Annotated in this window: 27 protein-coding genes and 3 pseudogenes; 15 read left to right on the top strand and 15 right to left on the bottom strand. The window is 43.9% G+C overall.

Going from position 1 to position 26,293, the window contains the following annotated elements; genetic code table 11:
- Positions 1 to 74 precede the first annotated feature (74 nt).
- From BM021_RS12320 to BM021_RS12305, 4 genes are all read right to left on the bottom strand, one after another.
- The gene (locus BM021_RS12320; RefSeq protein ID WP_090721331.1) at positions 75 to 467 is read right to left on the bottom strand and encodes a Mor transcription activator family protein; all 393 of its coding nucleotides are present in this window, start codon (positions 465 to 467) and stop codon (positions 75 to 77) included.
- 3 nt (positions 468 to 470) lie between these two features.
- Positions 471 to 881, bottom strand: coding sequence for a gp16 family protein (locus BM021_RS12315; protein ID WP_090721330.1), 411 nt, complete (start codon positions 879 to 881; stop codon positions 471 to 473).
- Between the two features lie 2 nt (positions 882 to 883).
- A complete protein-coding gene (locus BM021_RS12310) occupies positions 884 to 1,261 on the bottom strand; it encodes a hypothetical protein (protein ID WP_090721329.1) in 378 nt (125 codons plus the stop codon).
- A gap of 64 nt (positions 1,262 to 1,325) precedes the next feature.
- On the bottom strand, positions 1,326 to 1,790 hold the full coding sequence (locus BM021_RS12305) for a host-nuclease inhibitor Gam family protein (RefSeq protein ID WP_090721328.1): 465 nt from the start codon (positions 1,788 to 1,790) through the stop codon (positions 1,326 to 1,328).
- 142 nt (positions 1,791 to 1,932) lie between these two features.
- Here BM021_RS12305 and BM021_RS12300 point away from each other — a divergent pair, with 142 nt between their 5' ends.
- Positions 1,933 to 2,406, top strand: coding sequence for a PepSY-like domain-containing protein (locus BM021_RS12300; RefSeq protein ID WP_090721327.1), 474 nt, complete (start codon positions 1,933 to 1,935; stop codon positions 2,404 to 2,406).
- 243 nt (positions 2,407 to 2,649) lie between these two features.
- Here BM021_RS12300 and BM021_RS12295 read toward each other — a convergent pair whose 3' ends face one another.
- Both BM021_RS12295 and aroC read right to left on the bottom strand, forming a co-directional pair.
- Complete coding sequence (locus BM021_RS12295) at positions 2,650 to 2,913, bottom strand: VOC family protein (RefSeq protein ID WP_090721326.1); 264 nt, start codon at positions 2,911 to 2,913, stop codon at positions 2,650 to 2,652.
- Positions 2,914 to 2,974: 61 nt separating this feature from the next.
- A complete protein-coding gene (gene aroC, locus BM021_RS12290; protein ID WP_090721332.1) occupies positions 2,975 to 4,141 on the bottom strand; it encodes a chorismate synthase in 1,167 nt (388 codons plus the stop codon).
- A 239-nt stretch (positions 4,142 to 4,380) separates the two neighbouring features.
- Between aroC and hemF the strand changes: the two genes are divergently transcribed.
- The 3 genes from hemF (at position 4,381) to BM021_RS12275 (ending at position 8,011) form a co-directional block, all read left to right on the top strand.
- A complete protein-coding gene (gene hemF, locus BM021_RS12285; protein ID WP_090721325.1) occupies positions 4,381 to 5,277 on the top strand; it encodes an oxygen-dependent coproporphyrinogen oxidase in 897 nt (298 codons plus the stop codon).
- A gap of 26 nt (positions 5,278 to 5,303) precedes the next feature.
- On the top strand, positions 5,304 to 6,554 hold the full coding sequence (locus BM021_RS12280; protein WP_090721324.1) for a dicarboxylate/amino acid:cation symporter: 1,251 nt from the start codon (positions 5,304 to 5,306) through the stop codon (positions 6,552 to 6,554).
- A 737-nt stretch (positions 6,555 to 7,291) separates the two neighbouring features.
- On the top strand, positions 7,292 to 8,011 hold the full coding sequence (locus BM021_RS12275) for a dienelactone hydrolase family protein (RefSeq protein WP_090721323.1): 720 nt from the start codon (positions 7,292 to 7,294) through the stop codon (positions 8,009 to 8,011).
- A 38-nt stretch (positions 8,012 to 8,049) separates the two neighbouring features.
- On the opposite strand, the gene BM021_RS12270 is transcribed toward BM021_RS12275, so the two are convergent.
- The 5 genes from BM021_RS12270 to hrcA all read right to left on the bottom strand — a co-directional run bounded on the left by BM021_RS12270 (position 8,050) and on the right by hrcA (position 14,274).
- On the bottom strand, positions 8,050 to 8,583 hold the full coding sequence (locus BM021_RS12270) for a Slp family lipoprotein (protein ID WP_090721322.1): 534 nt from the start codon (positions 8,581 to 8,583) through the stop codon (positions 8,050 to 8,052).
- Between the two features lie 159 nt (positions 8,584 to 8,742).
- A complete protein-coding gene (locus BM021_RS12265; RefSeq protein WP_090721321.1) occupies positions 8,743 to 10,005 on the bottom strand; it encodes a folate/biopterin family MFS transporter in 1,263 nt (420 codons plus the stop codon).
- Between the two features lie 178 nt (positions 10,006 to 10,183).
- Positions 10,184 to 11,986, bottom strand: a complete 1,803-nt coding sequence (locus BM021_RS12255; RefSeq protein ID WP_090721319.1) for an ABCB family ABC transporter ATP-binding protein/permease — start codon at positions 11,984 to 11,986, stop codon at positions 10,184 to 10,186.
- Positions 11,987 to 12,087: 101 nt separating this feature from the next.
- Positions 12,088 to 13,173 carry a ferrochelatase gene (gene hemH, locus BM021_RS12250; RefSeq protein WP_090721318.1) on the bottom strand — a complete coding sequence of 362 codons (1,086 nt, stop codon included), beginning with the start codon at positions 13,171 to 13,173 and terminating at the stop codon, positions 12,088 to 12,090.
- An 81-nt stretch (positions 13,174 to 13,254) separates the two neighbouring features.
- Complete coding sequence (gene hrcA / locus BM021_RS12245) at positions 13,255 to 14,274, bottom strand: heat-inducible transcriptional repressor HrcA (protein WP_090721317.1); 1,020 nt, start codon at positions 14,272 to 14,274, stop codon at positions 13,255 to 13,257.
- A gap of 248 nt (positions 14,275 to 14,522) precedes the next feature.
- On the opposite strand from hrcA, the gene BM021_RS12240 reads away from it, so the two are divergent.
- Both BM021_RS12240 and recN read left to right on the top strand, forming a co-directional pair.
- Positions 14,523 to 15,395, top strand: a complete 873-nt coding sequence (locus BM021_RS12240) for an NAD kinase (RefSeq protein ID WP_090721316.1) — start codon at positions 14,523 to 14,525, stop codon at positions 15,393 to 15,395.
- A gap of 21 nt (positions 15,396 to 15,416) precedes the next feature.
- Positions 15,417 to 17,093: a DNA repair protein RecN gene (gene recN, locus BM021_RS12235; protein WP_090721315.1), complete on the top strand. Its 1,677-nt coding sequence runs from the start codon at positions 15,417 to 15,419 to the stop codon at positions 17,091 to 17,093.
- A gap of 399 nt (positions 17,094 to 17,492) precedes the next feature.
- Here recN and BM021_RS15295 read toward each other — a convergent pair whose 3' ends face one another.
- Positions 17,493 to 17,759, bottom strand: coding sequence for a hypothetical protein (locus tag BM021_RS15295; RefSeq protein ID WP_143074342.1), 267 nt, complete (start codon positions 17,757 to 17,759; stop codon positions 17,493 to 17,495).
- 225 nt (positions 17,760 to 17,984) lie between these two features.
- Here BM021_RS15295 and smbP point away from each other — a divergent pair, with 225 nt between their 5' ends.
- From smbP to BM021_RS12210, 4 genes and pseudogenes are all read left to right on the top strand, one after another.
- Positions 17,985 to 18,329 carry a small metal-binding protein SmbP gene (gene smbP / locus BM021_RS12225; RefSeq protein ID WP_090721313.1) on the top strand — a complete coding sequence of 115 codons (345 nt, stop codon included), beginning with the start codon at positions 17,985 to 17,987 and terminating at the stop codon, positions 18,327 to 18,329.
- A gap of 384 nt (positions 18,330 to 18,713) precedes the next feature.
- Positions 18,714 to 19,123: pseudogene (locus BM021_RS12220) on the top strand (IS5 family transposase); the annotation flags it as partial.
- 1 nt (position 19,124) lies between these two features.
- Positions 19,125 to 19,946: an ATP-binding protein gene (locus BM021_RS12215; RefSeq protein WP_256207902.1), complete on the top strand. Its 822-nt coding sequence runs from the start codon at positions 19,125 to 19,127 to the stop codon at positions 19,944 to 19,946.
- Positions 19,947 to 20,253: 307 nt separating this feature from the next.
- Positions 20,254 to 20,827 (top strand): annotated as a pseudogene (locus tag BM021_RS12210) (transposase); the annotation flags it as partial.
- 421 nt (positions 20,828 to 21,248) lie between these two features.
- On the opposite strand, the gene BM021_RS12205 reads toward BM021_RS12210, so the two are convergent.
- Positions 21,249 to 21,620, bottom strand: a complete 372-nt coding sequence (locus BM021_RS12205; RefSeq protein WP_090721312.1) for a hypothetical protein — start codon at positions 21,618 to 21,620, stop codon at positions 21,249 to 21,251.
- Positions 21,621 to 21,976: 356 nt separating this feature from the next.
- Positions 21,977 to 22,534, bottom strand: coding sequence for a sugar O-acetyltransferase (locus BM021_RS12200; RefSeq protein ID WP_090721311.1), 558 nt, complete (start codon positions 22,532 to 22,534; stop codon positions 21,977 to 21,979).
- Positions 22,535 to 23,293: 759 nt separating this feature from the next.
- Here BM021_RS12200 and tnpA point away from each other — a divergent pair.
- The 5 genes and pseudogenes from tnpA (at position 23,294) to BM021_RS12175 (ending at position 25,440) form a co-directional block, all read left to right on the top strand.
- A pseudogene (gene tnpA / locus BM021_RS12195) lies at positions 23,294 to 23,726 on the top strand (IS200/IS605 family transposase).
- A gap of 111 nt (positions 23,727 to 23,837) precedes the next feature.
- Positions 23,838 to 24,491, top strand: a complete 654-nt coding sequence (locus BM021_RS12190) for a tyrosine-type recombinase/integrase (RefSeq protein WP_090721310.1) — start codon at positions 23,838 to 23,840, stop codon at positions 24,489 to 24,491.
- A 37-nt stretch (positions 24,492 to 24,528) separates the two neighbouring features.
- Entirely contained in the window at positions 24,529 to 24,807 is a 279-nt protein-coding gene (locus BM021_RS12185) for a type II toxin-antitoxin system RelE/ParE family toxin (protein WP_090721309.1), read from the top strand.
- A 12-nt stretch (positions 24,808 to 24,819) separates the two neighbouring features.
- Positions 24,820 to 25,119 (top strand): HigA family addiction module antitoxin, encoded by a 300-nt coding sequence (locus tag BM021_RS12180; RefSeq protein ID WP_090721308.1) that lies wholly within the window; start codon positions 24,820 to 24,822, stop codon positions 25,117 to 25,119.
- A 111-nt stretch (positions 25,120 to 25,230) separates the two neighbouring features.
- Positions 25,231 to 25,440 (top strand): hypothetical protein, encoded by a 210-nt coding sequence (locus BM021_RS12175; protein ID WP_090721307.1) that lies wholly within the window; start codon positions 25,231 to 25,233, stop codon positions 25,438 to 25,440.
- Positions 25,441 to 25,725: 285 nt separating this feature from the next.
- Here the strand turns inward: BM021_RS12175 and BM021_RS12170 are convergent, their stop codons facing one another.
- The gene (locus BM021_RS12170) at positions 25,726 to 25,950 is read right to left on the bottom strand and encodes a hypothetical protein (RefSeq protein WP_143074341.1); all 225 of its coding nucleotides are present in this window, start codon (positions 25,948 to 25,950) and stop codon (positions 25,726 to 25,728) included.
- Between the last annotated feature and the right edge of the window lie 343 nt (positions 25,951 to 26,293).

Genomic DNA, 26,293 nt, shown 5'->3' with positions numbered 1-26,293 from the left:
TCTTTCATAACCGTGCCTTCGATAGTTTGGATGCGCTTGAGATACATCTGGAGAGCGCGCTAAAAAGCCTCGAATCAAACCAGGAAACTATGCGCAGCATTACCGGATGGGATTGGATTATTAATGCTGTTCCTAAATAGAATTGGAATTAGCCCATATTTCAGCGCGAGTTGGCGCTGGCTTAAATCCTGATATTCCTGTTTGATTGCAGCATTTCGCTGGGCTACGTTCAGCGATACGGCCCTTGGGATTTCCAGGACTTCTCCTTGGTAGCGGGCTACCAGCGCCGATGCTTCTACCATGCCGACAGTTTCTACTAACGGATGGTCATAGCCTAAAACTTTAGGCACATAAATGCGCACGCCGCCATATTTGGCCACCAGCTTGAGTGTAGCTGCCTGGCCGATCAGCTCAACCATTTCCTGCAGAATGCCGGGTAATAGCGATGTGTCAATTGCTTGATTCATCAATCAGACTACCCGTTTAACCAGTGCTGTGATGATGCCGCGCAGTTGCTTTTCGTCGCACCAGTCGACCTTTGCGATTTTGTACATTTGCTTGGCTATGCCGTTTGCATAGCTCCAGGGGAGTTTTTGATCTGCAAGCAGCGCGCCGATTTTGCTCATGAGCGGTGCTTTCCAGGCGGCTGTGTTGGGCGATTTGCCGCGCCGATGCTTTTTATTAGTCCACCCTTTGGATATAAATCGCTCTAGCACATCCCGCCGCCCTCTGGCTGATAAATCGGCTGCGCTTGTTACGCCTGCGACATCCAGCAACATAGCCCGGTAAGTGTCGTCATCCAGGCCAAGGTCTGACTTGGCGATGTGGATTTGAGCGAGTTCGCGCTTGCGTTTTAGTTCTTTGGTAGTGGCTGGTTTCATAATTAGTCTATTTTCGGAACTTCAAACGAAATACCATTTCCAAGATCAATCTGTCGTTTGTTTGGGGCAGCGCTCAATATTTGTTCCATCCTTTCGTATATAAAGGGTGATTTCGCCAAATAAAGATCAGTCAGTTCTGCCCAGTGTTTCACCAGCACAGCCCATTGGGGGGAGCGTTGCGACATTTCTTCGATTCGCACCTTAAATTCCGGCATTATTTCAAGCAATCGGTGGCAGCGACCGAAATCTGCACCGTCGCGCGGATAGTCGGACCAACCATTATTAGTTTCAACGCCTGTCATCTGCGCAACAATTGCTTTGCTTGAAATTCCTGTATCACCTGATATAAGCCACTTAATCAGTCCGCGGTCTGTATCCATAACCTGATCCTCCGTAAAAAAACTCACTCGATAGCGCTAGTTTTAACGCTATCTGGTGAATCTTTTACGCCTCCTGTTCAAATGGCGTAATCACAAAGTCTTCCACGCCGGTAACTACCGTTAAACCTGCTACTCCACGCACTTCATCCGGTTCGTTGAGGACGGCTTCTTTGTTGACTTCCTCTTTGATCCGGATAAATCTGCCTAGCCCCAAGCGCTTGAGCATTTCAATGACTGATTCAGATCCCCGGACAGATACGCTGGGCGGGCGTTGGCGCCATTGGACTTCGCCGGTGATGAGGTTGGCGGTTTTAACTTTTCCGCCATCCGTCAGCTCGATGCGGTGTGCTTCGCAGTAGCCTTGCACGCCTTCCTGCAGGGTTTTGAGCTGATCATTGATGGCATCGATACGCGGCTGGAAGGTTTGGGTGATGTGCGCGATGGCATCGTTCATTTCCGTAGTGGTGCGCAATGCCTGGCGTTGCAGGTCGCCGATTTTACGAAATACGTCATGCCTTTTATCTCTCAAAAAATTGACAAGTAATCAGCTAAAGAGTAGACAGATAAGGTAACAAAATTCTTTGTTGCATTCTTTTCGATCACATTCGGAAATTTAAGTAGATCGATGTACTTTAATCAGTACATATTTGATTCCAGTCAAAGGAGGTTTTATGAAAACGCAATTTTGGATGACGACGATATTGACCATCTTTTTGATAGCATTCGGTCTGGCGAATGCTAGTGCAAGAGAAGTGAGCAAACATCAAATACCAAAAGCAGTACTTGAAGCTTTTGAGAAGGCTTATCCAAATGCCAAAGAGATAGAATTCGAGAAGGAAATGTTCGAAGGCAAAGCCGTTTATGAAGTGGAATACAAGGAAAACGGCAGAGAATACGAAATTACGTATGACTCCGATGGAGTGATTCTACAAATTGAAGAAACTCTCGATGTTAAGGCACTGCCCGAACCGATAATTCAAGCTATTACCAATGCATACCCGAAAGCGACTATTGAGGACGCAGAAAGGGTGATAAAACCAGATGGAACAGTTACTGTTTACGAGATAGAAATTAAAACTGAAGGGAAAAAACTCGAACTCGAATTGGATTCCAATGGAAAAATCTTAAAAGTAGAGCAGGACTAACGAAATAGAATATTCAGGAAGGATTATAAATTAACTGTTGAGATTGATAAGAAAATTGCACTTATGAAAAAGTTGAAAAGCTGATTCCTTGTTATTTACTGTTGATATATTGAAGTTTAAATTATACTTTAATACTTATATGGGCTCTTCCTATTTTGGAAGCACTTTTCAAGAAAATTTAATTAGATCCTTAAAGCGCCTAACAATTATCATAATTTTTCTTAGGTCCTAAACCTTTTGCATTCAATTCGACCAGGGCTTGATCAGTTTTTTAAGATGACCAAGCCCCATTCCCTGCAATACATGATCAGCTTTTGTATATTGAATATTACTATAGGTAGTGATTTCCACTCGGTTTCTCCAAGGATCAAGAAAAGGGCCTTCTAAGAGTTTGATGCCCATCTGTTCAAGTGTCTGCTTCACTAATTCCTTATCGTCTACTGCTATTCCAAAGTGGCGCTTTTGATCAGGTTGTCTATTATCATTTTTTATAAAATTACTAAACAACCACCGGCTAAAGCCGGTGATTGTTTAGTGCTAACAGATGTACGCTTATTATCTGGCTGTCCTATATATCTTCTTCGGGTTCTGGATTTTCTTTAAATGGTGTTTTTGTTATCCCGCTATCTTCAGCAATACTTAATTTACCCGGTATTTTTGGTGTTTTACAATTTACATCAATATTTTGCGCACGATGCCGTAGCGCATGATCGGTTAATACTAATGCCAACATGGACTCCACAATTGGTGTGGCGCGAATACCGACACAGGGATCATGTCTACCATGGGTTTCAACAATCACCAGAGCGCCATTTTTATCAATAGAGCGCCGTCCGAGACGAGTACTGGAAGTTGGTTTGATTGCTACATTAATGGTGATATCTTGGCCGGTAGAAATACCGCCCAAAATGCCTCCTGCATTGTTGCTTAAGAAGCCATCCGGGGTCATTTCATCCGAATGCTCCGTCCCTTTTTGGGTAACACTGGCAAAGCCGGCACCGATTTCCACGCCTTTTACCGCATTAATACTCATCATGGCATAAGCAATTTCTGCATCTAACCGATCATAGACAGGCTCACCCCAGCCAACCGGCACGCCTTGGGCAACTACACTGATCTTGGCACCTACAGAATCACCCGATTTGCGCAATTGATCCATAAAAGTTTCTAGTTGATCGACATAATTGCTGTCTGCTACGAAAAAAGGGTTATGATTGACATCCTCCCATTGCTTGAAAGGAATCTGAATGGGTCCCAGTTGAGTCATATAGCCGCGAATAACAATGCTAAATCTTTCACGCAACCATTTTTTTGCGATAGCGCCGGCTGCTACCCTAACCGCTGTTTCCCGTGCCGATGCACGACCACCTCCACGATAATCGCGGATGCCATATTTTTGCCAATAAGTATAATCTGCGTGACCAGGACGAAAAACATCCATAATCTTGCTGTAATCCTTGCTACGCTGATCTTCGTTACGAATCAACAATGCAATCGGTGTGCCAGTGGTCTTGCCTTCAAATACGCCTGATAAAATCTCTACGGTATCAGGTTCGCGCCGTTGGGTCACATGACGCGATGTGCCCGGTTTGCGTCGATTCAGTTCTCGCTGGATGTCTTCTGTGCTTATTTCTAGTCCAGGTGGACATCCATCCACAACGCAGCCAATCGCGGGGCCATGAGATTCACCAAACGAGGTGACACTGAAAAGCTTGCCAAATGTATTTCCAGACATTTTATTTTCTCTTAAAACGAATTGCACGAGTCTATCATACGTATCTTTGATTTTCTGAATCGCATTCCTGAAATCGGGGATGATGAATATCAATAATGAAATTACTTCATCATGCAATATAGCTGCGGGTAAAATGCAATCCGTTGCCTTAGGGTTATACGAGATTAACTAAAATAAGAATTCCTAAAACATTCGTATATTCATTTGTTGAATTAAACAAAATTAAAACCGGAGCTTACATGAATACACTGCAAGTTAAAGAATTTTTTATCAACCTGCAAGATAACATCGTCAAAGAGCTTGAGCAGATAGATGGCAAAACATTCAAACGTGATCAGTGGGATCGTCCGGAAGGTGGGGGTGGAATGAGCAGTGCCATTGAAGAAGGCAATATTCTGGAGCGCGGTGGTGTTAATTTCTCTCATGTATATGGCGCTGGATTACCTGCATCGGCTACTGCTGCGCGTCCTGAGTTATCTGGCCGTTCATTTGAAGCGATGGGGGTATCTTTGGTTTTGCATCCGCGTAATCCTTATGCGCCGACAGTGCATATGAATGTACGGTTTTTTGAAGCGCGTAAAGAAAATGCTGAGCCTGTCTGGTGGTTTGGCGGCGGCATGGATCTTACACCCTATTATGGCTTTGCAGAAGATGCGATTCATTTCCATCAAGCCTGTAAGAATGCATTGCAACCGTTTGGGGATGATCGCTACCCCCGCCTGAAAAAATGGTGCGATGAGTATTTCTATCTAAAGCATCGCAAAGAACCGCGTGGGATCGGCGGTATTTTCTTTGACGATTTGAATCAGCCTGATTTTGCTACTTGTTTTGGCCTCACCAAAAATGTTGGGGAACATTTTCTGATGGCTTACCGGCCTATTCTGGAGAGGCGTAAAGATACACCTTATGGCGAGCGAGAGCGTGATTTTCAGGCTTACCGGCGTGGGCGTTATGTGGAATTTAATCTGGTATGGGACCGGGGTACTTTGTTCGGCTTGCAAACGGGAGGGCGTACGGAATCTATCTTGATGTCCTTGCCGCCGATTGTAAAATGGCGTTACAACTGGAAACCAGCAGCAGGTAGCGCCGAAGATAAATTGTATACCGATTTTCTGATCGGAAAAAACTGGGTGTAATCTCTTTTATCCATGGAAATCAACTAGTGAAAAGAATATCACTCAATACCCAAATTCTGCTAGGCAGTTTATTAGGAATTCTATTGGGTTTCTGGTTTGCTTTATTAGGCCAGGAATCGGATATTGCGCAAAATGGTTTATATGTAGCAAAACTGGTGAGTACACTATTCATTGATTTGCTGCGAATGGTATTGATTCCACTTGTTTTCACGTCGATTGTGGTCGGTGTAGCAAATTTACGTTCACATCGGCAGATGAATCGTGTCTGGCAAATAGCACTTGTTTTCTTTGTCTCGACGATGGTATGTTCGGTTATGCTGGGATTAACGGCTGCTAATCTATTGCAACCGGGCAATGAATTGCAGATAACCATGTTTCAGGATGCAATGCAAGGCTTCAAGGCAACGCAAATGTCATTATCTGATTTCTTTGCCCATTTTCTGCATTCACTATTTCAAAACCCGATCGCTGCCTTGGCACAGGGCAACGTCCTGGCGGTAGTGATATTTGCTTTATTATTGGGTATTGCGCTGGTGGTAGGCGGTGAGCGTTATCGTAATATTCTGATACTCATGCAGGAATTCCTGGAATTAATCCTGATGCTGGTCGGTTGGATCATGCGTCTGGCGCCGTTCGGCATCATGGCATTACTGTTACAATTGATCGCGACACAAGATACTCATCTGTTAGGAACCTTAATCAAATTTGTGGCTGTTGTGTTGGGCACTACTTTGCTGCATGGGGTGGTCTTATTGCCACTCATCCTTTATCTGCTTACTGGTATGACACCCCTTAAATTCTGGCTGGGTGCGCGTGAAGCGCTCATTACTGCTTTTGCTACCAGCTCTAGTGCAGCAACATTACCCGTTACTTTACGTTGTGCTGAACAGCATTTGCATGTTAAACGCGATGTGGCGGGTTTCGTGATTCCTTTGGGTGCTACTATGAACATGGATGGTACGGCACTCTATGAAGCAGTTGCTGCTCTATTTGTAGCAAACCTAGTCGGTATGGAACTTAGCTTGTTGCAACAGGCAATTGTATTCTTAACTGCCATGCTAGCGGCAATCGGTGCGCCCGGCATTCCTAGTGCGGGCATGGTCACGATGGCAATGGTACTGCAATCAGTTGGATTACCTGTTGAAGCAATTGCAATTTTGATGCCAGTTGACCGCATACTCGACACTATTCGCACAACGGTAAATGTAGAAGGAGATTTGATAGGGAGTCTGGTGGTGCAGAAGTGGATCAAAAAACAAGACGGACTGAACAAGTAAATATTCACAAGATGCAGCGATATAAACAAGGTGCAGCGATATAAACAAGGTGCAGCGATATAATAAAGCATATGAGTTGTAGTTTAGACTCGATCTGACGGTTATCCGATTTGCCGAATTCAGCTTTTTTCTCTACCAGAAACATCGAATGTAACAAGCTTTCTTGGGCCGTGCATGATAGTCATTTGTCCGGCAGGACTAGCGCAGTACAGAGACTCTGGCTTTCACATAATGGCAGCCAAGCTGTCCGATAAGAGCGTTTAACGTTGCAGGCCATGGGACAGTTTCGATACTGTTCTACCATACGCATCACTTTCTCTACCAGCACCCGACGATGCGATACTTATACCAGTCTTTCCAGTAAAGAAGCATCTAATCCACCTTCATCATATCAACTCATATGCCATTTCTGCACGTTTCTTCTGAAATCCGCTTGGGGAATTTGATATAAAACCGGGTAGTTAATTTGTTCGCTACACAAAACAGCTTTTATGCTTGGCAAATGAAAAGTAATTAGATAATCTAGTAAAGACCTCTTCATAGCTGTGTTTTTAGAGTGTTTTGTATGCTTAATTCATAAATCAATCGCTTGAAAATAATAAATTATTCGAAGAAGTCAACTATGCAGAGACCGCTAATATATTTATCAGAAATTTATTTAGAAAGAAGTATGGTGAATGAAGAAAGTTTCTGCCTGATTGTTTGTTTAACCTTAATAAAAATAAGGAATAAACCATATGATTACAAAAACCGTAGATTATCAGGATGGCAATACCCAATTGGAAGGTTATCTAGCCTATCACGAAACGGATACATCCCAGCCTGCTGTACTGGTAGCGCACGATTGGAGTGGGCGGCGGGAATTTGCCTGTAGAGCGGTGGAAAAAGTTGCCGGCATGGGCTATGTAGGTTTTGCATTGGATATGTACGGCAAAGGCATATTTGGGGCTGATGGCGATACTGAGAGAAATGGTGCATTAATGAGTCCATTTGCAGCAGATCGAGCACTGCTCAGGCGCAGGATAACAGCAGCGCTGCATGCGGTACGGCAACTGCCGCAGGTTGACCCTGCTCAGGTAGCAGCGATGGGTTACTGTTTTGGTGGCATGTGCGTATTGGAACTGGCCCGCTCAGGTGCGGATGTCCGAGGAGTAATCAGTATTCACGGTATTTTTGCACCAGGCCAGGTGCGCAACGAAAAAATAACCGCCAAAATTCTCTGCTTGCATGGTCATGATGATCCGATGGTGCCACCAGAACAGGTACTCGCTTTTGAAACAGAAATGACGAACGCAGGTGTAGACTGGCAAGTGCATGTTTATGGTGGCACCATGCACGCTTTTACTAATCCGAAAGCCAATAACCCCGGATTTGGAACAGTATACAAGGAAATAGCAGCAACTCGGGCATATCAATCAATTGCTAATTTTCTAGGTGAGATATTTAACCGTTCCTAAGAATTAATAAATGCTGACTGCCCAAGCATTGCCGATCATTACCATCTATAGTATGGACCATAAAATCCGCCGCGGTAAAATGGATAATAACCAGGATAGCCGAAATAAGGGTAGGGCCCATAGTTACGATAATCATAGTAGCTGCGATAGGGTGGCCACATGTAAATGGCCGTGGCTGATAGCAGCGGTACCTGGATAATTTTTTTGCCAACAGTGCGTTCGATATTCCCAATAATTACCCCGGCAACAGTAATCTCTTTGTCCTTAGCATAGATCACCGGATCAAGAAATTCAGTACTTTTAACAACAAAGCGCCCTTCACCGGCCTTATATAATTGTGGACGACCTCTATAATCGAGTGGGTAGAATAATATTTGCATCAAGCTGGATTGCTCTTCGTTTTCCACATCGATAATCACACCACCCCAGCGTACAGGGGCATCCTTATAGCTATTGATGTCTCGGCTGACTTGATTGTAGGAAAGTTGTATTGCTGGTGCATTTTCGATAGCTGGCGGCAATCCCACACAGGCACTCAATAACAAACAAGGTAATAACAGATAAGGTTTCATGGCTCTTCCTCGAATTCAGGAGTGACAATAACTTTCTTTATATCTCTTCATCTATTCGATATTTTTCTCATTACTATTCACTTCGATACACTAGACTTCGCCAGTCATCGCTACATTAGATTGTTTCTGTTAGGTAAAGTGCAATGTAAGTGAGGAAGACTATTTGCGGCGCTGTGTGCGGGACTCGATGCGTTCGATATGCACCAGCGGGACGAGTAGCCAGATCGCAGCCGTCGCAAACGTGGAGATGATTACTAGCCACGTATAGGCAAATGACCCCTCACCCAATTCGGTGTATAGATAGGCGCCGATATTTTGTGAAGCCAATGTACCAAGATTGAAAAGAGACATGAGTAGCGCGAAGAAAGTCGCTTCTGCACGCTTAGGGCAGGCTCTTGCAGCCAGATCGAGAAATGCGAGAAGAGTAATCATGCCCATAATACCCCAGATAATATGGATAAGCAGAGCGGAGATATCTCCACGGTAAGCAAGATAAGTCAATAAAGTCAATACTGATAAACCGATAGCGAAGTTAATTAAACGGCGCAGCGGCATCAATCGCGAGATAGGTGCGTAGATGAGTGCACCAATAATGCTAGATGCTGAATCGGTGGCATTTAGGAAGCCAATATATTGTTGACTGAAGCCGAGCACATCAGTTTGATAATAGAGAAAAGCTGGACCGAAAGATGGGCTAAAATTGAACAGAAAGATAAAAATCGCTACTAACCATACCGAACGCTCTTTAAAACCTGCCCGTAGTGCTGCCCATATTTCTTTGAAATTATCTTGCTGGGGATCGACAGGTTTTTCACGTACAAAAAATTTCGCCATGAGCAACACGATAAAAGGGAATATGGCTGCAATAATAAAAGCAACTTGCAGCTCCCGATGCTCAGCAAAATATCCACCTAGCAACCCTACCACGATCGCTGCACCAGTAACCGCACTCCATTGCACAGATTGGAAAGCCCCAGTAAGCCCTTTTAACTTACCTTTTTCCACCATCAGTGCGTCGGTTAATACATCGTTATAGGCCAGCCCTAATCCCATCAGCATATAGAGAATGGCAAGCTCCCAATAGGTATGGTATGGTGAAAACCCGGCAATTAATCCCGCGATACATGCCAGGGTTGAAGTCAGCAATAGATAGCTCTTACGCCGTTGGCCGAATAAGGGTACAAAATCCGAGATTAATCCGTATAGCGGTTTGATGAACCACGGAATTGATGCAACCAGAAAAAAGGTTGCAACTTCATCAGCTTCTAAACCCTGATCCTTGAAGTTAATAGTGATTACTTGAACGGGAAGTGCGGACATACCTTGGGCAAAGTATACGATAGCGAATAAGATCGCAAGACGCCGGGCTTCGGCGGTTTTAAATGGATGTAAACGCTGCAACCAACCCTTTTTGTGTTTCATATGTGCATCATAAAGCTCAAAGTAATATTGCTTGCCATCAAAAGAACCTCACGGTATTTTGAGTTATCGATGGCTTTTAAATCAATTGCTATCAATGCAGAGCTACAAACTTTATCTCTCACGCATCCGCTGCGTCTAATTTTTAACAAGGCTTGCGTGCATAAATCTCGCGATCCAATCATTTGGAAGCTGGGTGGTGCTTATCCGCTTCCTCCTGTTGTTGTAGTTCCCACATATGTGCGTAACTGCTATTAGATGCGAGTAACTGCTGATGGTTACCACGTTCAATGATTCGGCCATGACTCATCACTAGAATCTGATCGGCATCGGCGATGGTGGAAAGCCGATGGGCAATCGTCAGTGTAGTACGATTTTTCGCAATACGCTTTAATTCCACCTGTATGCGTTTCTCTGATTCTGAATCCAGCGCAGAGGTTGCTTCATCAAAAATCAAAATTTCCGGATTTTTTAAAACAGTACGGGCGATGGCTATGCGTTGCTTTTCACCGCCAGATAATTTTAAGCCACGTTCACCGACAATAGTTACATATTTTTCTGGCAGGCTTTCAACGAAGTCATGGATATGCGCGGCCCGTGCTGCGGCAAAAATTTCTTCCTGCATCGCATCAGGTCGCCCATAGGCGATGTTGTAATAAATGCTGTCATTAAATAATACGGTATCTTGCGGTACGATACCAATGGCTTCGCGCAGACTTTGTTGAGTGACATCTCGGATATCTTGGTCATTGATCAGAATATTGCCAGATTGAACATCATAAAAACGAAACAGTAGGCGTGCCAATGTTGATTTTCCCGAGCCACTATGACCGACCACTGCGATGTTTTGTCCGGCTGGAATATCAAAACTGATATCAAACAGTATCTGGCGATTAGATTCATAGCCAAAATTAACGTGGTTGAAGCGAATCGTTGCGCTCCGGGCATTCAGGGTGCTGGCATTCGGCTTATCCTGAATTTCCTTGTTTTCATCCAGTAAAGTAAACATGCGCTCCATGTCGGTTAGCGAATGCTTGATTTCCCGATAGACAAAACCCAGGAAATGCAATGGCATGTAGAGTTGCAGCATAAAAGCATTGATCAACACCAGATCCCCCAATGTCATATTGCCATCGATTACATGATCAGCAGCCAATATCATCAGTAGCGTAACGCCAATGGCAATGATAGCGCTTTGCCCGGCATTCAGCGTGGCCAGCGAAGTTTGATTGCGGATGGCAGCTTTTTCCCAGGATTGCAAATGTTCATCGTAACGCTTCGCTTCCCAAGTCTCATTGCCAAAATATTTTACCGTTTCATAATTTAATAAACTGTCGATTGCCTGAGTATTGGCTTTTGAATCCAGGTTATTCATGGTACGACGAAAAATCATGCGCCATTCAGTGACAATCAGTGTCAGTGCAATATAAGCCAGCAGAGTCAAGAAAATAATAATGGAAAACCAGATATCGTATTTGCTGATTAATATGACGAGCACCAAACCAATTTCCAACAGGGTGGGCAGGATATTGAACAGCATGAAATTCAGCAGGAATGAGATACCGCGCGTGCCGCGCTCAATATCGCGCGAAACGCCACCGGTTTGGCGTTCCAAATGAAAACGTAAAGACAGCGAATGCAGGTGTCCAAATACTTTGTTGGCGACTCGCCGAATCGCCCGTTGCGTCACTTTGGCAAAGATGGCATCGCGCAATTCTCCAAATAGGGTACTGCACAGGCGTAAAATGCCATAGCTGATCAGCAGAAAAACCGGTAGCACTAACATAGCGCGCGGTTGATCCAAGGCATCAACAATCTCTTTTAGAACCAAGGGCACTGAAACATTGGCGAGTTTAGCCAATACCAACAGGCCGAGCGCCAGGATAACCCTGATTTTAAATTCCCATAAGTAAGGTAGCAGGGTGGCAATCGTTTTTAACGTACTGCGTGGAGCTGCAGGTTTTTCAAGATGAGCGGGGCGCATCAGGATTGATTAAAAAGACTCGGGTTAGAGGGTCATATAAAAACAGAAGAGTGATGATAACAGTCAGATTAGATTAGATAAGTCTTCTATTATTCAGATGTCTAATCTTTAGCACCCATCTCTAAGGCCAGTTTTCTGGATAACCGAGATGCCTCTTCTGTAATTGGCATATCCAGCCACCCTTGCAGATGAGCGCAAGTGATATCGGCGAGTGTTTGAATCCAGTCATTGCGTTCGTTGAGGCAAGGAATATAATGAAATTCCTTGCCACCGGCCTGAATGAATGTATCTCTTGCTTCCATAGCGATTTCTTCCAATGTTTCAAGACAGTCAGATACGAATCCTGGGCATACCACACCAACCCGCTGCGTCTGCTGCTTACCTAGCTGCATTAAAGTCGTGGCGGTGTAAGGAGTTAGCCATTTGGCTTTGCCAAAACGCGATTGATAACAAATGGTATATTGATTGGTATCTAGAGCCAATGCTTCGGCTAACAAGCGTCCAGTTTTCTGACAGGCATAATAATATGGATCACCTTTATCCAAACTTGCACGCGGCGTACCATGAAAACTGATAATCAGCTTGTCAGGCTGGCCTTGTAAGTTCCAATAATCACGCACATCCTGTGCCAGTGCTGCAATATAACCAGGGTGGTCGTGATATTGTTTAACGGTACGAATGGAGGGTTGATTGCGCATGTGTTTTAATACTGTAAAAACATTATCCATGGCGGCTGCGGTACTGCTGGCCGCATATTGGGGAAACAGGGGAATGATGAGAATGCGCTCGCAGCCCTGTTTCTGCATTTTTGCTAATACAGTTGCAACAGAAGGTTTGCCTATATTCATGGCATATTCCACGATGGGTGGGGTTTGTAACCGTATTTGCAATTCTTCCTTCAACAGTTTTGTTTGCCGCTCAGTGTGGACCTTGAGCGGAGAGCCTTCTGGCATCCAAATTTTTGCGTATTTCTCAGCCGATTCCTTGGGTCTGAAGGGCAATATAAAGCCGTGTAGGATGGGCCACCAGATCAGCCTGGGAATTTCAATCACACGAGGATTACTCAGAAATTCCTTGAGATATGGGCGTAGTGCTTGAGCAGTTGGTGCATCAGGCGTTCCCAGATTGATCAGTAGCACACCGGTTTGATTGGGAGAATTATATTGATAGATAGAATTGGAAATCATGAAGTTAGATTGGTGGCAATGATGAGCTTTTGTACTTATATTCCTAATACTGACCGGTGAATCGGTTACTTAGCCGGAGCATTAATGCTGCGATAAGCTGCTGGAGAGAAGTTTTGCAGTAATATCGACAATCGGGATAATACGTTCATAAGCCATGCGCCGGGGGCCAATCACGCCAACTGTTCCAACAACTGCTCCTTCCATTTCATAAGGTGCTGTAACTACACTGAATTCCTCTAGTGATGCAACATCAGACTCACCACCAATAAAAATCTTTACACCATGTGCTTGTCGGCTTAATTCGAGTAATTGCAATAACTTGGTTTTTCGCTCGAACAATTCAAATAATTTTTTTAGGCTGATCAGATTCTCGGTCAAATCGTGAACTTGGAGGAGGTTTCGCTCACCCGCTAAAACCACAGCTTCACTACTTTCATTGACGGCATTACCGCCCATTTCAATAGCTGCACTCATTAAGCTGATCATTTCACTGCGGAGTTCTTTTAATTCGTTATCCAGACGTCCTCGAATCTCATCCAGCGTACAGCCCGCATAGTGTTGATTAATAAAATTGCCAGCTTCAATCAGATCGGATTGACTATAGGAAGTATTAGTAAAAATAATGCGATTCTGCACATCCCCTTCCGGTGTTACAATAATCAACAGGATGCGCTTCTCGGATAACGCCATGAATTCGATATAGCGAAATACCGCTCCTTTACGCTTTGGAGTAACTACCACTCCTGCAAAGTGAGTAAGTTCTGAAAGCAATTGAGAGGCGACATTGATTAAACGTGAAGGATTATCAGGATGCAGTTGGCTTTCCAGATGATTCAGTTCCACCTTTTCGAGTGTTTTGACCACCAATAATGTATCCACAAAGAAACGATAACCTTTGGGGGTTGGGATTCTTCCTGCTGAAGTATGTGGACTGGTAACTAGGCCCATTTCTTCAAGATCGACCATGACATTACGAATGGTTGCAGGACTAAGATCTAATCCAGAGTATTTAGAAAGTGTACGAGAACCAACGGGTTGACCTTCGTGTATATATCTTTCTACCAATGTTTTTAATAATATTTGAGCACGTTCATTAAGCATAAGGTAATTTTACACCAATCAATGGTTTTCATTGTTTAGTTGTAAGCAGCAATTTTGCCATATTTATATACGCTAATTTTCTGAAAGCCAGCGTATTATTCATAATTATTTGAACTCTATTGTAGGTTTGTGTATTTTTTTTATATGCTTTATTTTGGTTAGATATTTGTGATAAGGCTATTTATATAGCTTACACAGATTCCCTGTTAATTTAATTAATCTTAGCGTAATTTTAGCGCTTTTAAGTAATGAGTTTTCCATTTACAACCATCGCACTAATCGGTAAACATAAAAATCCAGAAATTGCGATGCCGCTTCTCAATCTTGCCGAGTATTTGACTGATAAGAATTATAAAGTTTTACTTGATCACCTAACAGCCTCCCACGTTTGCAGCGATAAATATCCCGTGCTATCGCTGGAAGAAATTGGTGAAAAAGCTGATCTTGCTGTTGTAATGGGCGGTGATGGCACGATGTTAAATATCGCCCGTATGCTGGTTCCTTATGATGTGCCTTTAATTGGCATTAATCAGGGAAGGCTTGGTTTCCTAACGGATTTATCCGCAGATACCATGTTTGAAGCACTCGATGAAATGCTGGCAGGTCAATATACGACTGAGCGTCGCATGTTATTGTATGCAGAAGTTATTCGCGGCGGAGGTAGTGTTTTCGGCAGTCTGGCATTTAATGATGTGGTGTTATACCGTGGCATGAGCAGCGGTATGATTGAATTTGAGGTGAGAGTTGATAATGAATATGTGAATACGCTACGTTCTGATGGTTTGATTGTAACTACGCCAACAGGGTCAACAGCTTATGCGCTATCATCCGGTGGGCCCATCCTGCACCCCAGTCTGGATTTAATCGCACTAGTGCCCGTCTGCCCGCACACGCTCAGTAATCGCCCTATAGTTATCGGGCCTGATGCCAGTGTACAAGTCCAGATGCATAGTTCTGCCAATGTGCGAATCAACTGTGACAGTCATTCCTGTTTTGATCTGGAACAGACGGATAACATTGTTGTGCGACGCTTTCCAAAAACAGTGCGATTGTTGCATTCGGTCAACCACAGTTACTATCGTATGCTGAGAGAAAAACTGGGTTGGAGTGAATTTCCCTGATGTATTCGAACAAGTGTGATCATGTTAAAACATTTAAACATCAGAGATTTTGTTATAGTTGACAGGATTGAACTTGATTTTATGCCCGGTTTCACGGTTCTGACAGGAGAAACGGGAGCTGGTAAATCTATTTTAATCGACGCCTTGACTCTTGCCTTGGGTGAACGCGGTGATGCGAGTCAGATACGGCTGGGTTGTGAGCGTGCTGAAATCAATGTGACATTTGATATTAGCCGCTTGCCGGATTTGCTGCATTGGTTGAACGAAAACGATCTGCAAGGTGACCCTGATATTTGCCTGATGCGCCGCATTATTGAAATGAATGGTCGTTCACGCAGTTATATTAATGGTCATACAGTTACATTGCAGCAATTACGCACTGCAGGGGACTATCTGGTAGCCATTCATAGTCAGCATGCGCATCAATCTTTGTTACAGAAAGATTCGCAGCGTGAATTACTGGATGCTTTTTCTGGTTGTAGTGATCTGGCATGCGCGGTCAAGACAGCTTATCGAAATTGGCAAGATTGCTATCAGCAAAGAATTAGCATGGAGAAGCGTGCAGCAGATTCACGTGACAAGCGCGAGCAGCTTGAGTGGCAATTGCACGAATTATCAGCGCTGAGTTTTACGCTTGAGGAATGGCAAACATTGCAGGCTAACCACAGCCGATTGTCGCATGTAGCTTCTTTACTGGCAGCTGCTGAAATGGGAATAAATGTATTGTCCGAGCATGAAAATGCGGTATTGACACAAATTAATACAGTAAATAGCCAACTGCAAAACTTGCTCGAATATGACAATCAGTTGAAAACAATTACTGATTTTCTGGATTCAGCCCAGATTCAACTGCAAGAGAGCATTTACGCATTGAAGCACTATCATCAGCGCCTGGAGCTGGATCCGCAAGCATTGCAGAATATTGAGCAGCGATTGGCAGCAATTCATACGACTGCCAGAAAATTTCGTGTTGCACCAGAAGAATTACCCAAATTTCAGGAAACCGTTACGCATCAACTGGAAGCATTAGGTTCAGATACAGATATTAGTCATCTGCAAGCTCTTGAAGCTGCTGCACAGGCTGATTATCTCAAGCGGGCTGAAGAACTCAGTACGGTACGTTTAAAAGCCGGAGAAGTATTATCCCGTCAGGTGAGTGCTGCGATGCAGAAAATCGCCATGACAGGAGGAGAATTCTCGGTTGCATTGATACCGCTGGAGCAGGGTAATGCCAACGGTTTGGAGCAGATAGAATTTCAGGTTGCGGCACACAAGGGATTGCCCTTGCGACCCCTCGCCAAAGTAGCCTCTGGTGGAGAACTGTCCCGTATTAGTTTGGCCATACAAGTTATTACCAGTAAAGTGGGTGTGGTACCAACGCTCGTTTTTGATGAAGTTGATGTTGGAATTGGTGGGCAAGTTGCCGGGATTGTCGGAAATTTATTGAAGAAACTGGGGAGAGAGCGGCAGGTATTGTGTATCACCCATTTACCGCAAGTTGCTGCAACGGGAGATCAGCAATGGCAAGTGATCAAGTCAGACGACACAGCAGAAAATCAGCAGGTTCTAAGTAAAATTACCGTTCTGGATCAACAAGGACGGATCAATGAAATTGCACGCATGCTAGGCGGAGCCAAAGTTACTGAAGTTACTCGCAAGCATGCGGCAGAAATGCTAAAAAGTGGTACTTGCGAGTAGCTGAAACAAGCCGCTAATGGATGGGGTATTCTAATGGCTGTAAGCAAATGGTCTTTTTGAGAGTGTGCCGCTGATTCAATTATGGAATTGAAGCTGCTCGTTAATAGGCCATTTAGCTTATCGTTGACCACCCCAGCTGGTTGCGGAATCGGGCACAGTGTCGTTTCATTCAGTATCGCATCCGACAAACTATGCCATTGACCTAGCAGAATTACTTTCGCTGCACCTGGGCGGGCCGCAAGCTTTACGAATGGGCTGAATACTGCAACAACACAAAGGCAAAAAGTAACCGGGATTTAGCCATTACCAGCAATTACACACTGCCAAGAAATGCCTGTAATCTTTATCACTCAGCTACGGCACATATTAAGCCATCCAGGCGCTTACCTTCAGCACTCTTCATCCTAGTTCTAGCTTTAGGTTTTGTTTCATACTATGGTTAAGTCTTGCGTCTAAGTACTTCATACGTAAAGACCCTGAACCAGAGAAAATAGCAAAAGAATCTGAAACACAACCGATTATTCCAGTTGTTGAAATAAAGCCATCGATACCCATTCTTCCAGATCCACAACCATCAGAAATTAAACAGCCCATGTTTGACATCAACCTTTTAACTGATCGCATTGATTGGTCAAGAATCTCAGGCTGTTTATCGAATGTGAACACCTGCATCTGCTATGGACAGTCTGCTGAAAGGCTTGTAGTGCCAAAGGAAGCTTGCGAAATAGCTGTCCAGAAGGGCTGGCATGCCATCTTAGAAAATTTAAATAAATGGCTTATTCATACAGCTGTGCTGGTTATCGTACAGATTGCTCGGTGTTTTACATATATTTTTACCAGAAGTTCAATTTGATATAGATACTAATTAATAAAATTTTATTGACGATAAATATGAAAACTATCAACTTATTTATGAGTATCATAAGCATGTGCTTCTTGTCGATTAGCGCATTTGCAGCAAATCACCAGTTGGCGCATGCAATTGAGCATATTGAATCTGCAATGGAAGCAACAAATGGATATGTAATTGCTGAACATGCCAGCATGGCTAAAATTTATGTAGACGCTTTAAAAGATAAAAAAAGTAAAGAAGGTTCCGAGCCTGACCACAAGCATTTGGAAGAAAGCATTAAATATTTAGATGATGCTGTTAAAAAAGGTAAGGATGGAAATCCAGAAGCAGCTAAACAAGCTGCACAAGATGCTTTAAAGCTATTAATGAAGTCTGAAAAATAGATCTGTATTTGGAAAATTTTAGGAATTCCTATGCAGACATAAGCTATGCACTTAAAATAAAGAGCATACTGAATTTGATGTGGGTGTTGAAACCTTAAATCAAACATAAATGGAAGTAACGCTCATGTGCATACTAACTAACAGCCCGATCATAAACATAAAGCAGGATTACTTAAATCTGGCTATCCGGCAACCTTAAACACGTTATTATTATGTTGCTAGCATTTATTTGTGTCGCAGCCTGCATACCCACATAACCGGCAACCTTAAACACGTTATTATTATGTTGCTAGGGTCTGTTGACGTTTTGAGATAAGTATTTCATAGATAGAAACAAACTCTTAAATATTGAGGTTCCCACACCACCAACAAAACGAGTTTGCGATGCCCCGACTGATGCTCACTGATGAGTTCTGGCCGAAGCTAGAGAAGATTCTGCTTCAAGAAGCGATTTATAACAAGCGCAATCTGCGCATGACGGTAGAAGGTATGCTGTATCGAATGCGGGTTGGCTGCCCGTGGCGAAACTTGACCTTAGGCTTTTGGATGCTGGAATTCCATCTACAAAAGATTCAATGCCTGGTCATTGAGTAACAAGTGGGTCAGGGTTTTCAAGGCACTAATCGTTGATGCGGATTGGGAGTGGGAATTCATTGACGGCAGCTACATTAAAGTGCATCAGCATAGTGCGGGAGCAGCAGGTCAAGAATCGTAGGCCGAAGATCAAAAGCCGTGCGGGTAACACCACAAAGATTCATTTAGCGGTTGATGGTTATGGTTTACCGGTTGAGTACAATTCAGGGTGCCCTGCCTCGCGCCGGCGATTTCCCACAGATTGGCGGCTCTCGCGGTAAAAGTTTTCGGGGGTTTCTTCCAACCGGTGAAACTGCTCTTTTCCTTCTCGCGGGTAAAGACGCTGCAAAGCGAGTTGAGCTGCATCATCTCTTCAGTGAAAATCATCTCTTTGCGAAGGAGCATATCCTCTGGCTGGAAGAAGTGCCCGAGGGTGAGCCGCGTATGAGCGGCCGCATCATCCTCTCACAGGATTACGTTGATCTCTTCACGACGGGACGTGTTGCGCAGCCCCGATTCAGTATCAATTTCCCGGCCGAGCTGCTTGAAACAGAGTTAGAATGGGAGGACCTCGTGCTTCATAGCGATACGCTGGAACAGATCAAAGAACTCGAAGACTGGGTGAGGCATGGCAAAACCCTAATGAACGATTGGGAGATGCATCGCAAACTCAAACCCGGTTATCGCGTTCTTTTCCATGGCCCGCCAGGAACAGGAAAGACGCTTACAGCATCCCTGCTAGGAAAATACACCTGCAGAGACGTCTATCGCATTGACCTTTCTACGGTAGTCTCCAAATATATCGGTGAGACAGAAAAAAATCTCGCCAATCTCTTCTCGAGAGCGAACAATAAAGACTGGATCCTCTTCTTCGACGAGGCCGATGCCCTTTTCGGCAAACGAACCAGTGTGCGCGATGCGCATGACAAGTATGCCAACCAGGAAGTGTCATACCTTCTTCAGCGGCTTGAGCACTACAATGGCCTGGTCATTCTTGTCACCAATATCAAGAGCAACATTCCCAGTAAAAGTGCAACGAGCTGATGACGTTGATCTGCCGACACTCGCTCAAAAATATGAACTCACCGGTGCCGCTATCACTAACATTGTGCAATATGCCTGCCTTCGTTCTCTGGCCCGCGGTGATGATCGGCTCTGTTACAGTGATCTTTACAAAGGAATCAAAAGAGAGCTAGAGAAAGAAGGCAGGATTCTTAGGTAGCTTCAAATTACCGTTGCCAAATCAATCTATCGCTGTTACGTTGCGCTTTAAGCGTCCGGTCGAACCACCTCGGGGCTATCCTGAATGTGATTTATTCTCATCAGCATCGCCCTGCACTGAACTAGGTTGCAACTAGGTTGCTGGGCTCATGCCCGTCGTAAATTCTTCGACCTGCACCAAGCCAATAACAGTCCCATAGCCATGGAAGCATTACAACGCATCGGCGTTCTGTATGCCATAGAGGCCGAAGGCAAACACCTGACGATCGAAGACCGCCAACAGCTGCGTGCAGAAAAAAGCCTGCCCGCCCTCAATGCACCGCATGATTGGCTGATACAAACACGCCCCAAAACTGCCAATGGTGGTGGCTCCGCCAAAATATTGGATTATACCCTGAAACGCTGGCCAAGTCTGATTCGTTACGCACAAAGCGGTCACCTGCCCATCGACAACAAGCCGGTTGAAAATGCTATCCGCCCCATTGCGCTGGGCAAAAGAATTGGTTATTTACCGGCTCAGAGCGTGGCAAGCGCGCAGCCGCTATCCAAACCCTGTTCGGTACCGCTCAACTCAATGGATTGGCCCATCTGCATGGCTCAAAGATACGCTCATTAAATTTCCCGCTTGGCCCAATAATCGTATCGATGAACTGTTACCCCTGGCACCGGAGTTCATTAAGTCGCTACAGCAGAAACAAGAATAGGTGGTAGCGCTGGACGTTTACCAACCAGCCATCATAATTGTCGTGAAATCGGCCATGGTAATTTACGCGAAACACCGCTCCCAGCTTCGGTCACGAACGCGATCTTTCCGACGAAGCTTTCGTTTCTATTTATTGTCATTTCTGTCTCATTCGTTATTGCTTGATCCAATCGTGTGAATGCAAGTCTTGCTGCGAGACAATTATATCTAAGCAACTGGAATAAATATGACTAAGTCCAGTTATCAGATTTATCCGCTTTAGTGAGCCAAAAAATAACAAAAATTAAGAACTATTCAGCAATAAGGGGAAGTCAGGATAAAACCAAGCTATGTTAGGGTTCGGGGACAGCATTCCGGGCTTTGCCCTTCATGTCCCTCGCGCCGCTGACCGGCGCGACCCTTGAACTAGAGACAGACGAAAGTTAGTGAAGAGTTTGTGGTCTAGTATAACTAATGGTTGCTTCATCAAGCGGAAAAAGCGACTCGACAGTAACAATCATATAGCCAGGCTCCAATCCTTCAATCTCATCCTCATAATTCTTAAGAACATCCAGGACAATAAACACAGAGCCGTAGTCAATGGCTAATGTTTGATTACCTTTTGCCGAAAATGGCGCAATAACTAAATTTTTATTGACTTCGATATCTGAATGAATGGGTGCTGTTACAAAATATCTCTTCTTATCTATCAAATTGTTAAAAGCGTCACTGTCCATTAAAAGCAATGGTGTTTGATATTGTAGAGCAGCATACTGTGATAATGATACAGACAAGTCACGGCTCAAAGATTTCATAATCCCCTCTCAATTAAAATAAGCGTAAAAACCCATTTCAATGAATGTTGAAAGCGCCGCAGATTTCACAAAGAGGCTTGATGAAAATCCATTTAGCCTCTAGCAGCAGTTTATTGATCTTTTCAACAAGTAACTATCTAGGTGGGGTCGAAAACCCTTTTTACAAGTGAGTTGAGTGAAAGAGATAATTAAATAAAATGGAAAAAACGGTAGAAATCCACCGTTTCATCGTAAAAAGCTAACAGGGTAATTCGCATCTGACTAAGATTACTTATGGCATCTGTCAGTGCTCATTTACCTTTTAAGAATATTCGGGAATTCAGCTACTACTTTACCCGCATATTAAACTAAGAAATCTACCGCGAAACATCTCTAATGACTCGACATGGATTACCAGCTGCAAAAACATCCTCAGGGATGTCACGCGTTACGACGCTACCAGCACCAATGACAGCTCGTGAGCCGACATGAACACCAGCCAAAATGAGTGCGCCGCCACCAATCCAAACGTCGCTACCAATCTCCACTGGCTTTCCGAACTCCCGTTCTCTACGTAAGGCAGCATTGAATGGATGCAATGGTGTAAGAATCTGCGCTCCCGGACCAAATAATGTATAGTCCCCAATTTTCACTCCGCACACATCAAGTACGACGCAGTTGAAGTTGAAGAACACCCGCTCACCAAGGCAAATATTTGAGCCATAGTCGCAGTAGAATGGTGGCTGCATCCACACGGTATCACCACCAGCACCGAAGAGATCCTGCAGAATGCGCCGTCGCTCAGTTTGCTGAGATTCTCGCGTATCGTTGAGCGCACGGCATAAATCTCGCGCACGCTCACGCGCGAGCACTAGCTCGGGGTCGAGTGGATTGTAGAGTTCACCGGCGAGCATTTTTTGACGCTCAATTCCCATCTTTTCGCCTAAAGTTGAGTTTAGTGGTAACCATACACTGAATGTTCAAAAATTTTTAGTTTCGATTAACCAGATCCTATTCTATAAATAATCAAAGCAGATTGGCGCGTGTCATAGGAGTAATTTTATGTTCATGATCGAACAGACTAAAACTGATGACGGCAATATATTTTTTAGTTAACTAAAAAATGGTGCCGATCTGGTGTTCGAGAGGCAGATGCAGCGAGCTAATAGATACCTACCTTATCCTTCTTCATTTCCTCAGTGTTTCCTCAGTGGGAACATCATCAATGAGTTTATATAGCTCATCAATCCGTTCGTCGGCTTTAGCGATTAGTATGTTTTACATATCGATGCAAATAAACAACATTCTATTATAACCAAATACCTTTTATGTGTATCAATATAAAACCAATTTTTTGTTAATACCATAGAGTATGTTTCAAGGATTTTATTCCTCATGAACAAAATGGAGTTGTCCCATTTTGACGGACAGTTTTTCATCGAGCCGAGAGAGTCTCGACCTGTGAAAGGGGATAGCAGTTTATCTTGATTTGATTTTTCTCATTCAATTTTTTTTCAAAATTGTTGGGTGATAAGTATCCAAGCCCGGAATGCCTCCGAGTGGGTTATACCAGGACTCGATCCAGGTGAATATAGCCAGCCTTGCTTCAGTTTTATTGTCCATCATAAGGTTAAAACCACCGGCTTTAGCCGGTCAGCTTTAGCTGCGAGAATATGCCACACAGGAGGTGTGGCATGGATTATAGATATGGAAGTCATACGGTTTATCAAATTGAATACCATTTTGTATGGGTAACGAAGTATCGATAAGATTCTGAAAGGAGAGGTAGCAGAACGCGTTCGAGAGTTGGTTCGTCAGACGTGCGAAGCATTTGAAATCAGGATGATTGTACAGGGTGTAGTGAGTAAGGATCATGTGCATATACTGGTGAGTTGTCCTCCGGAGATGGCTCCGAGTGAGATCATGAGACGGATAAAAGGACGAACATCGAGCTATCTGTTTTAAGAATTTCCACACCTGAAGAAGAAGTATTGGGGAAGGCGTTTTTGGGCACGAGGGTATTTTTGCGCGACAGTAGGTCAGATGACAGAAGAGATGATCAAACAATACTTGGAGCATCATTTTGAGCCAGATCCAGACGATAATTTTAAAATGGAGCCGGAATAAGACGCGTCGTTTAGTCGACGCGTATCCGGACTTTCAGTCCGTAACTCAAACCCACCGGCTTTAGCTGGTGGTTGTTTAGTTTGGTGTGCTAGACATCCTACCTATAATGCTATTGTTACAAGCAATGCAGCGCAGAGTATTGATGCCCGAGAAAGCCTCGGAAAGGCCAAGGTCAAACATGACGTACTGCAACGCGAACAATTATCAACATGGTTTGTTGTTGTCAGACAAATTCAGAACCCTGTTATATCTGCTTATCTGCAAACCTTATTAGTGGCTGGTGCACGTCGTGAAGAAATCGCCTGCCTACGCTGGCAAGATATAGATTTCCAATGGAATAGTTTGACAATCAATGACAAAGTAGATGATTTTAGAATTATCTCGTTAACACCCTATGTAGCTTACCTATTAGCTTCTTTACCGCGTCGGAACAAGCAGGTATTTTCAAGCCCTACTGCTGTAAGTGGTCGTCTAGCCGATCCATCCATAGCTCACCGAAAAGCCTGTGCTATTGCAGGATTAGAATTAACTTTACATGGGCTTCGACGATCATTTGCCAACTTATGCGAGTGGATAGAAATGCCATCTGGTATTACTGCACAGATTCAGGGACACAAACCCCAGGGCGTGCGAGAGCAAAACTATATACGCCGTCCGCTTGACCTGCTGCGCGTTTGGCACGTCAAAATCGAATCATGGATATTAGAACGGGCTGGAATTGAGTTTGAGGGCAAAATCAAATCAAGCTTGCATGCTGTCAAATAACAATTGCAACCCGTAACGCCACACTATACAATTTAGCATGATAAAGACTTTCCGGCATAAAGGGCTTCAAGCTTTCTTTACAACAGGTAACCTAGCAGGAATCCAGCCTCATCATGCAGCAAGATTAAAAAGGCAATTAGTAAGGCTTGATCTTGCTAAACAAGCAAGCGATGTGAATATACCTGGCTGGGGTTTGCACTCTTTAAGCGGTAGTCTTAGCGACCATTACTCAGTAACAGTGAATGGTAATTGGCGAATGACTTTTACTTTTGAAGGTGAAGATGCGGTTTTAGTTGATTACCAAGACTATCACTAGGAAATTTTAGAAATGAGTGAAATGTATAATCCACCACACCCTGGCGAAACTTTGCGGGATGACATATTACCTGCTTTAGGATTGTCGGTAACAAAAGCAGCTGAACAGCTTAACGTTAGCCGTGCTGCATTATCTCGTGTACTAAATGGACGTGCTGCAATATCCCCTGAAATGGCATTGCGGCTGGAAGGATGGTTAGGGGTAGAGAATGGCGGAAAGGCTGATCTATGGATAGCACAGCAAGCAACTTATGACTTGTGGAACGCGCGTAAAGCTGGCTTACCAAAAGTAGAGCGTGCAATCCAAGCATGAAAACAAAAGCAGTAACCGCCACCTGACAGACTCAGGTAAAAGCGGTGTTATCAAGTGTTAGCCCACCTGACAGCCCCTAACCACAACGCAAACTGAATAGGAGTTTGAATCATGGCTATTGAAGATTCTCGCGCAGAAGTAAACCAAAATGTTATTAACGGCTGTTTTAAATTGCCTAGAATATCAATGCCAAAAGATGTTGAGGAGGACGATGATGGTTGTCTCTCTTTCAACATTGCAGCCCATAGGGGGATGATTAAGTCATATCCAAAGGATGGAAACGAGGAATTTGGAAGTGCAGCGGTAATATCCCTCCCTTAGTAGCGGCAGGTTTAATTCAGCCTGACTGGTGTCCAGGATTACCTGGAAATAATAAAACCATGCAAAAAGTGTCGTTTGAAAATAATATTCCACGGCTTGTTTATGGTCATCACCGTATGCCAGCCCCTTTCCATTTTTTATCATCCATATATCAAAAAATAAGTTTGCTGTTGAGATACCAGCCACAAAGGAACAATCCGAGTTAATTTTACAAGCGCAAGAAAGAGGTCATCAGCGCCGGTAGCGAAATATCGTTCGACGATATAACTTTTTTTACTGATTAATTTATTTGCCAACTTTTGTCGTGCTGAGAGCGGTTTGTTTTTGTGTGCCCGGTGCATAATCGCGCTCTTGATTTTGCGTTGTCTTAGAAACTGCCAGTTGGCGTTGGCTTCCCAATCCTTTGTCTATTGCCTCAAAATGCGTTATTTCGCTCTCGCTGGCAGGTGCGGTATGTATTCCGCGCCCATAACCGTCTCCGAATTCACCACATGTAGCTATGGTAACCAAAATGTAATCCTTTGCCTTTCTTGAGCCAAGCTGCATTCACGTCCGCACTTTGTGCATCAAGCAGGATATTTCCGGCTGGCTGCCGTCTTCAAACTTAATCGCTTCACCTTCGGCATTTACTTCCAGTGTGATGGCGTTGTTAAGACGCTCCGATGATTCAATCAAGGTGGCATCGAGTACCTAACCCCAATATTGCACGAAGGTAGTGGCAATTCCCAAATAATTCTTTATAATTCAGTTACCTACGTCGAATAAAGAAAAGGAATTGCCAGTGACAAAGTGTACCCATAAATCATTTAATTTTCCAGGTGTAAAAAAGCGTACTGTTGAAGTAAATTTCCAG

The organism is Nitrosomonas sp. Nm166 (assembly GCF_900112825.1).
Classification (GTDB): domain Bacteria; phylum Pseudomonadota; class Gammaproteobacteria; order Burkholderiales; family Nitrosomonadaceae; genus Nitrosomonas.
This window is presented reverse-complemented; position numbering and strand designations above follow the sequence as displayed.

Bases quoted from the DNA above. Each gene is read 5' to 3' on its own strand.
- BM021_RS12270 (WP_090721322.1), bottom strand. From the start codon at position 8,583: ATGAAACCTTATCTGTTATTACCTTGTTTGTTATTGAGTGCCTGTGTG.
- BM021_RS12315 (WP_090721330.1), bottom strand. From the start codon at position 881: ATGAAACCAGCCACTACCAAAGAACTAAAACGCAAGCGCGAACTCGCT.
- hrcA (WP_090721317.1), bottom strand. From the start codon at position 14,274: ATGCTTAATGAACGTGCTCAAATATTATTAAAAACATTGGTAGAAAGA.
- smbP (WP_090721313.1), top strand. From the start codon at position 17,985: ATGAAAACTATCAACTTATTTATGAGTATCATAAGCATGTGCTTCTTG.
- BM021_RS12275 (WP_090721323.1), top strand. From the start codon at position 7,292: ATGATTACAAAAACCGTAGATTATCAGGATGGCAATACCCAATTGGAA.
- BM021_RS12205 (WP_090721312.1), bottom strand. From the start codon at position 21,620: ATGAAATCTTTGAGCCGTGACTTGTCTGTATCATTATCACAGTATGCT.
- BM021_RS12300 (WP_090721327.1), top strand. From the start codon at position 1,933: ATGAAAACGCAATTTTGGATGACGACGATATTGACCATCTTTTTGATA.
- BM021_RS12200 (WP_090721311.1), bottom strand. From the start codon at position 22,534: ATGGGAATTGAGCGTCAAAAAATGCTCGCCGGTGAACTCTACAATCCA.
- BM021_RS12265 (WP_090721321.1), bottom strand. From the start codon at position 10,005: ATGAAACACAAAAAGGGTTGGTTGCAGCGTTTACATCCATTTAAAACC.
- hemH (WP_090721318.1), bottom strand. From the start codon at position 13,173: ATGATTTCCAATTCTATCTATCAATATAATTCTCCCAATCAAACCGGT.
- BM021_RS12185 (WP_090721309.1), top strand. From the start codon at position 24,529: ATGATAAAGACTTTCCGGCATAAAGGGCTTCAAGCTTTCTTTACAACA.
- BM021_RS12255 (WP_090721319.1), bottom strand. From the start codon at position 11,986: ATGCGCCCCGCTCATCTTGAAAAACCTGCAGCTCCACGCAGTACGTTA.
- recN (WP_090721315.1), top strand. From the start codon at position 15,417: ATGTTAAAACATTTAAACATCAGAGATTTTGTTATAGTTGACAGGATT.
- hemF (WP_090721325.1), top strand. From the start codon at position 4,381: ATGAATACACTGCAAGTTAAAGAATTTTTTATCAACCTGCAAGATAAC.
- BM021_RS12175 (WP_090721307.1), top strand. From the start codon at position 25,231: ATGGCTATTGAAGATTCTCGCGCAGAAGTAAACCAAAATGTTATTAAC.
- BM021_RS12240 (WP_090721316.1), top strand. From the start codon at position 14,523: ATGAGTTTTCCATTTACAACCATCGCACTAATCGGTAAACATAAAAAT.
- aroC (WP_090721332.1), bottom strand. From the start codon at position 4,141: ATGTCTGGAAATACATTTGGCAAGCTTTTCAGTGTCACCTCGTTTGGT.
- BM021_RS12310 (WP_090721329.1), bottom strand. From the start codon at position 1,261: ATGGATACAGACCGCGGACTGATTAAGTGGCTTATATCAGGTGATACA.
- BM021_RS12180 (WP_090721308.1), top strand. From the start codon at position 24,820: ATGAGTGAAATGTATAATCCACCACACCCTGGCGAAACTTTGCGGGAT.
- BM021_RS12320 (WP_090721331.1), bottom strand. From the start codon at position 467: ATGAATCAAGCAATTGACACATCGCTATTACCCGGCATTCTGCAGGAA.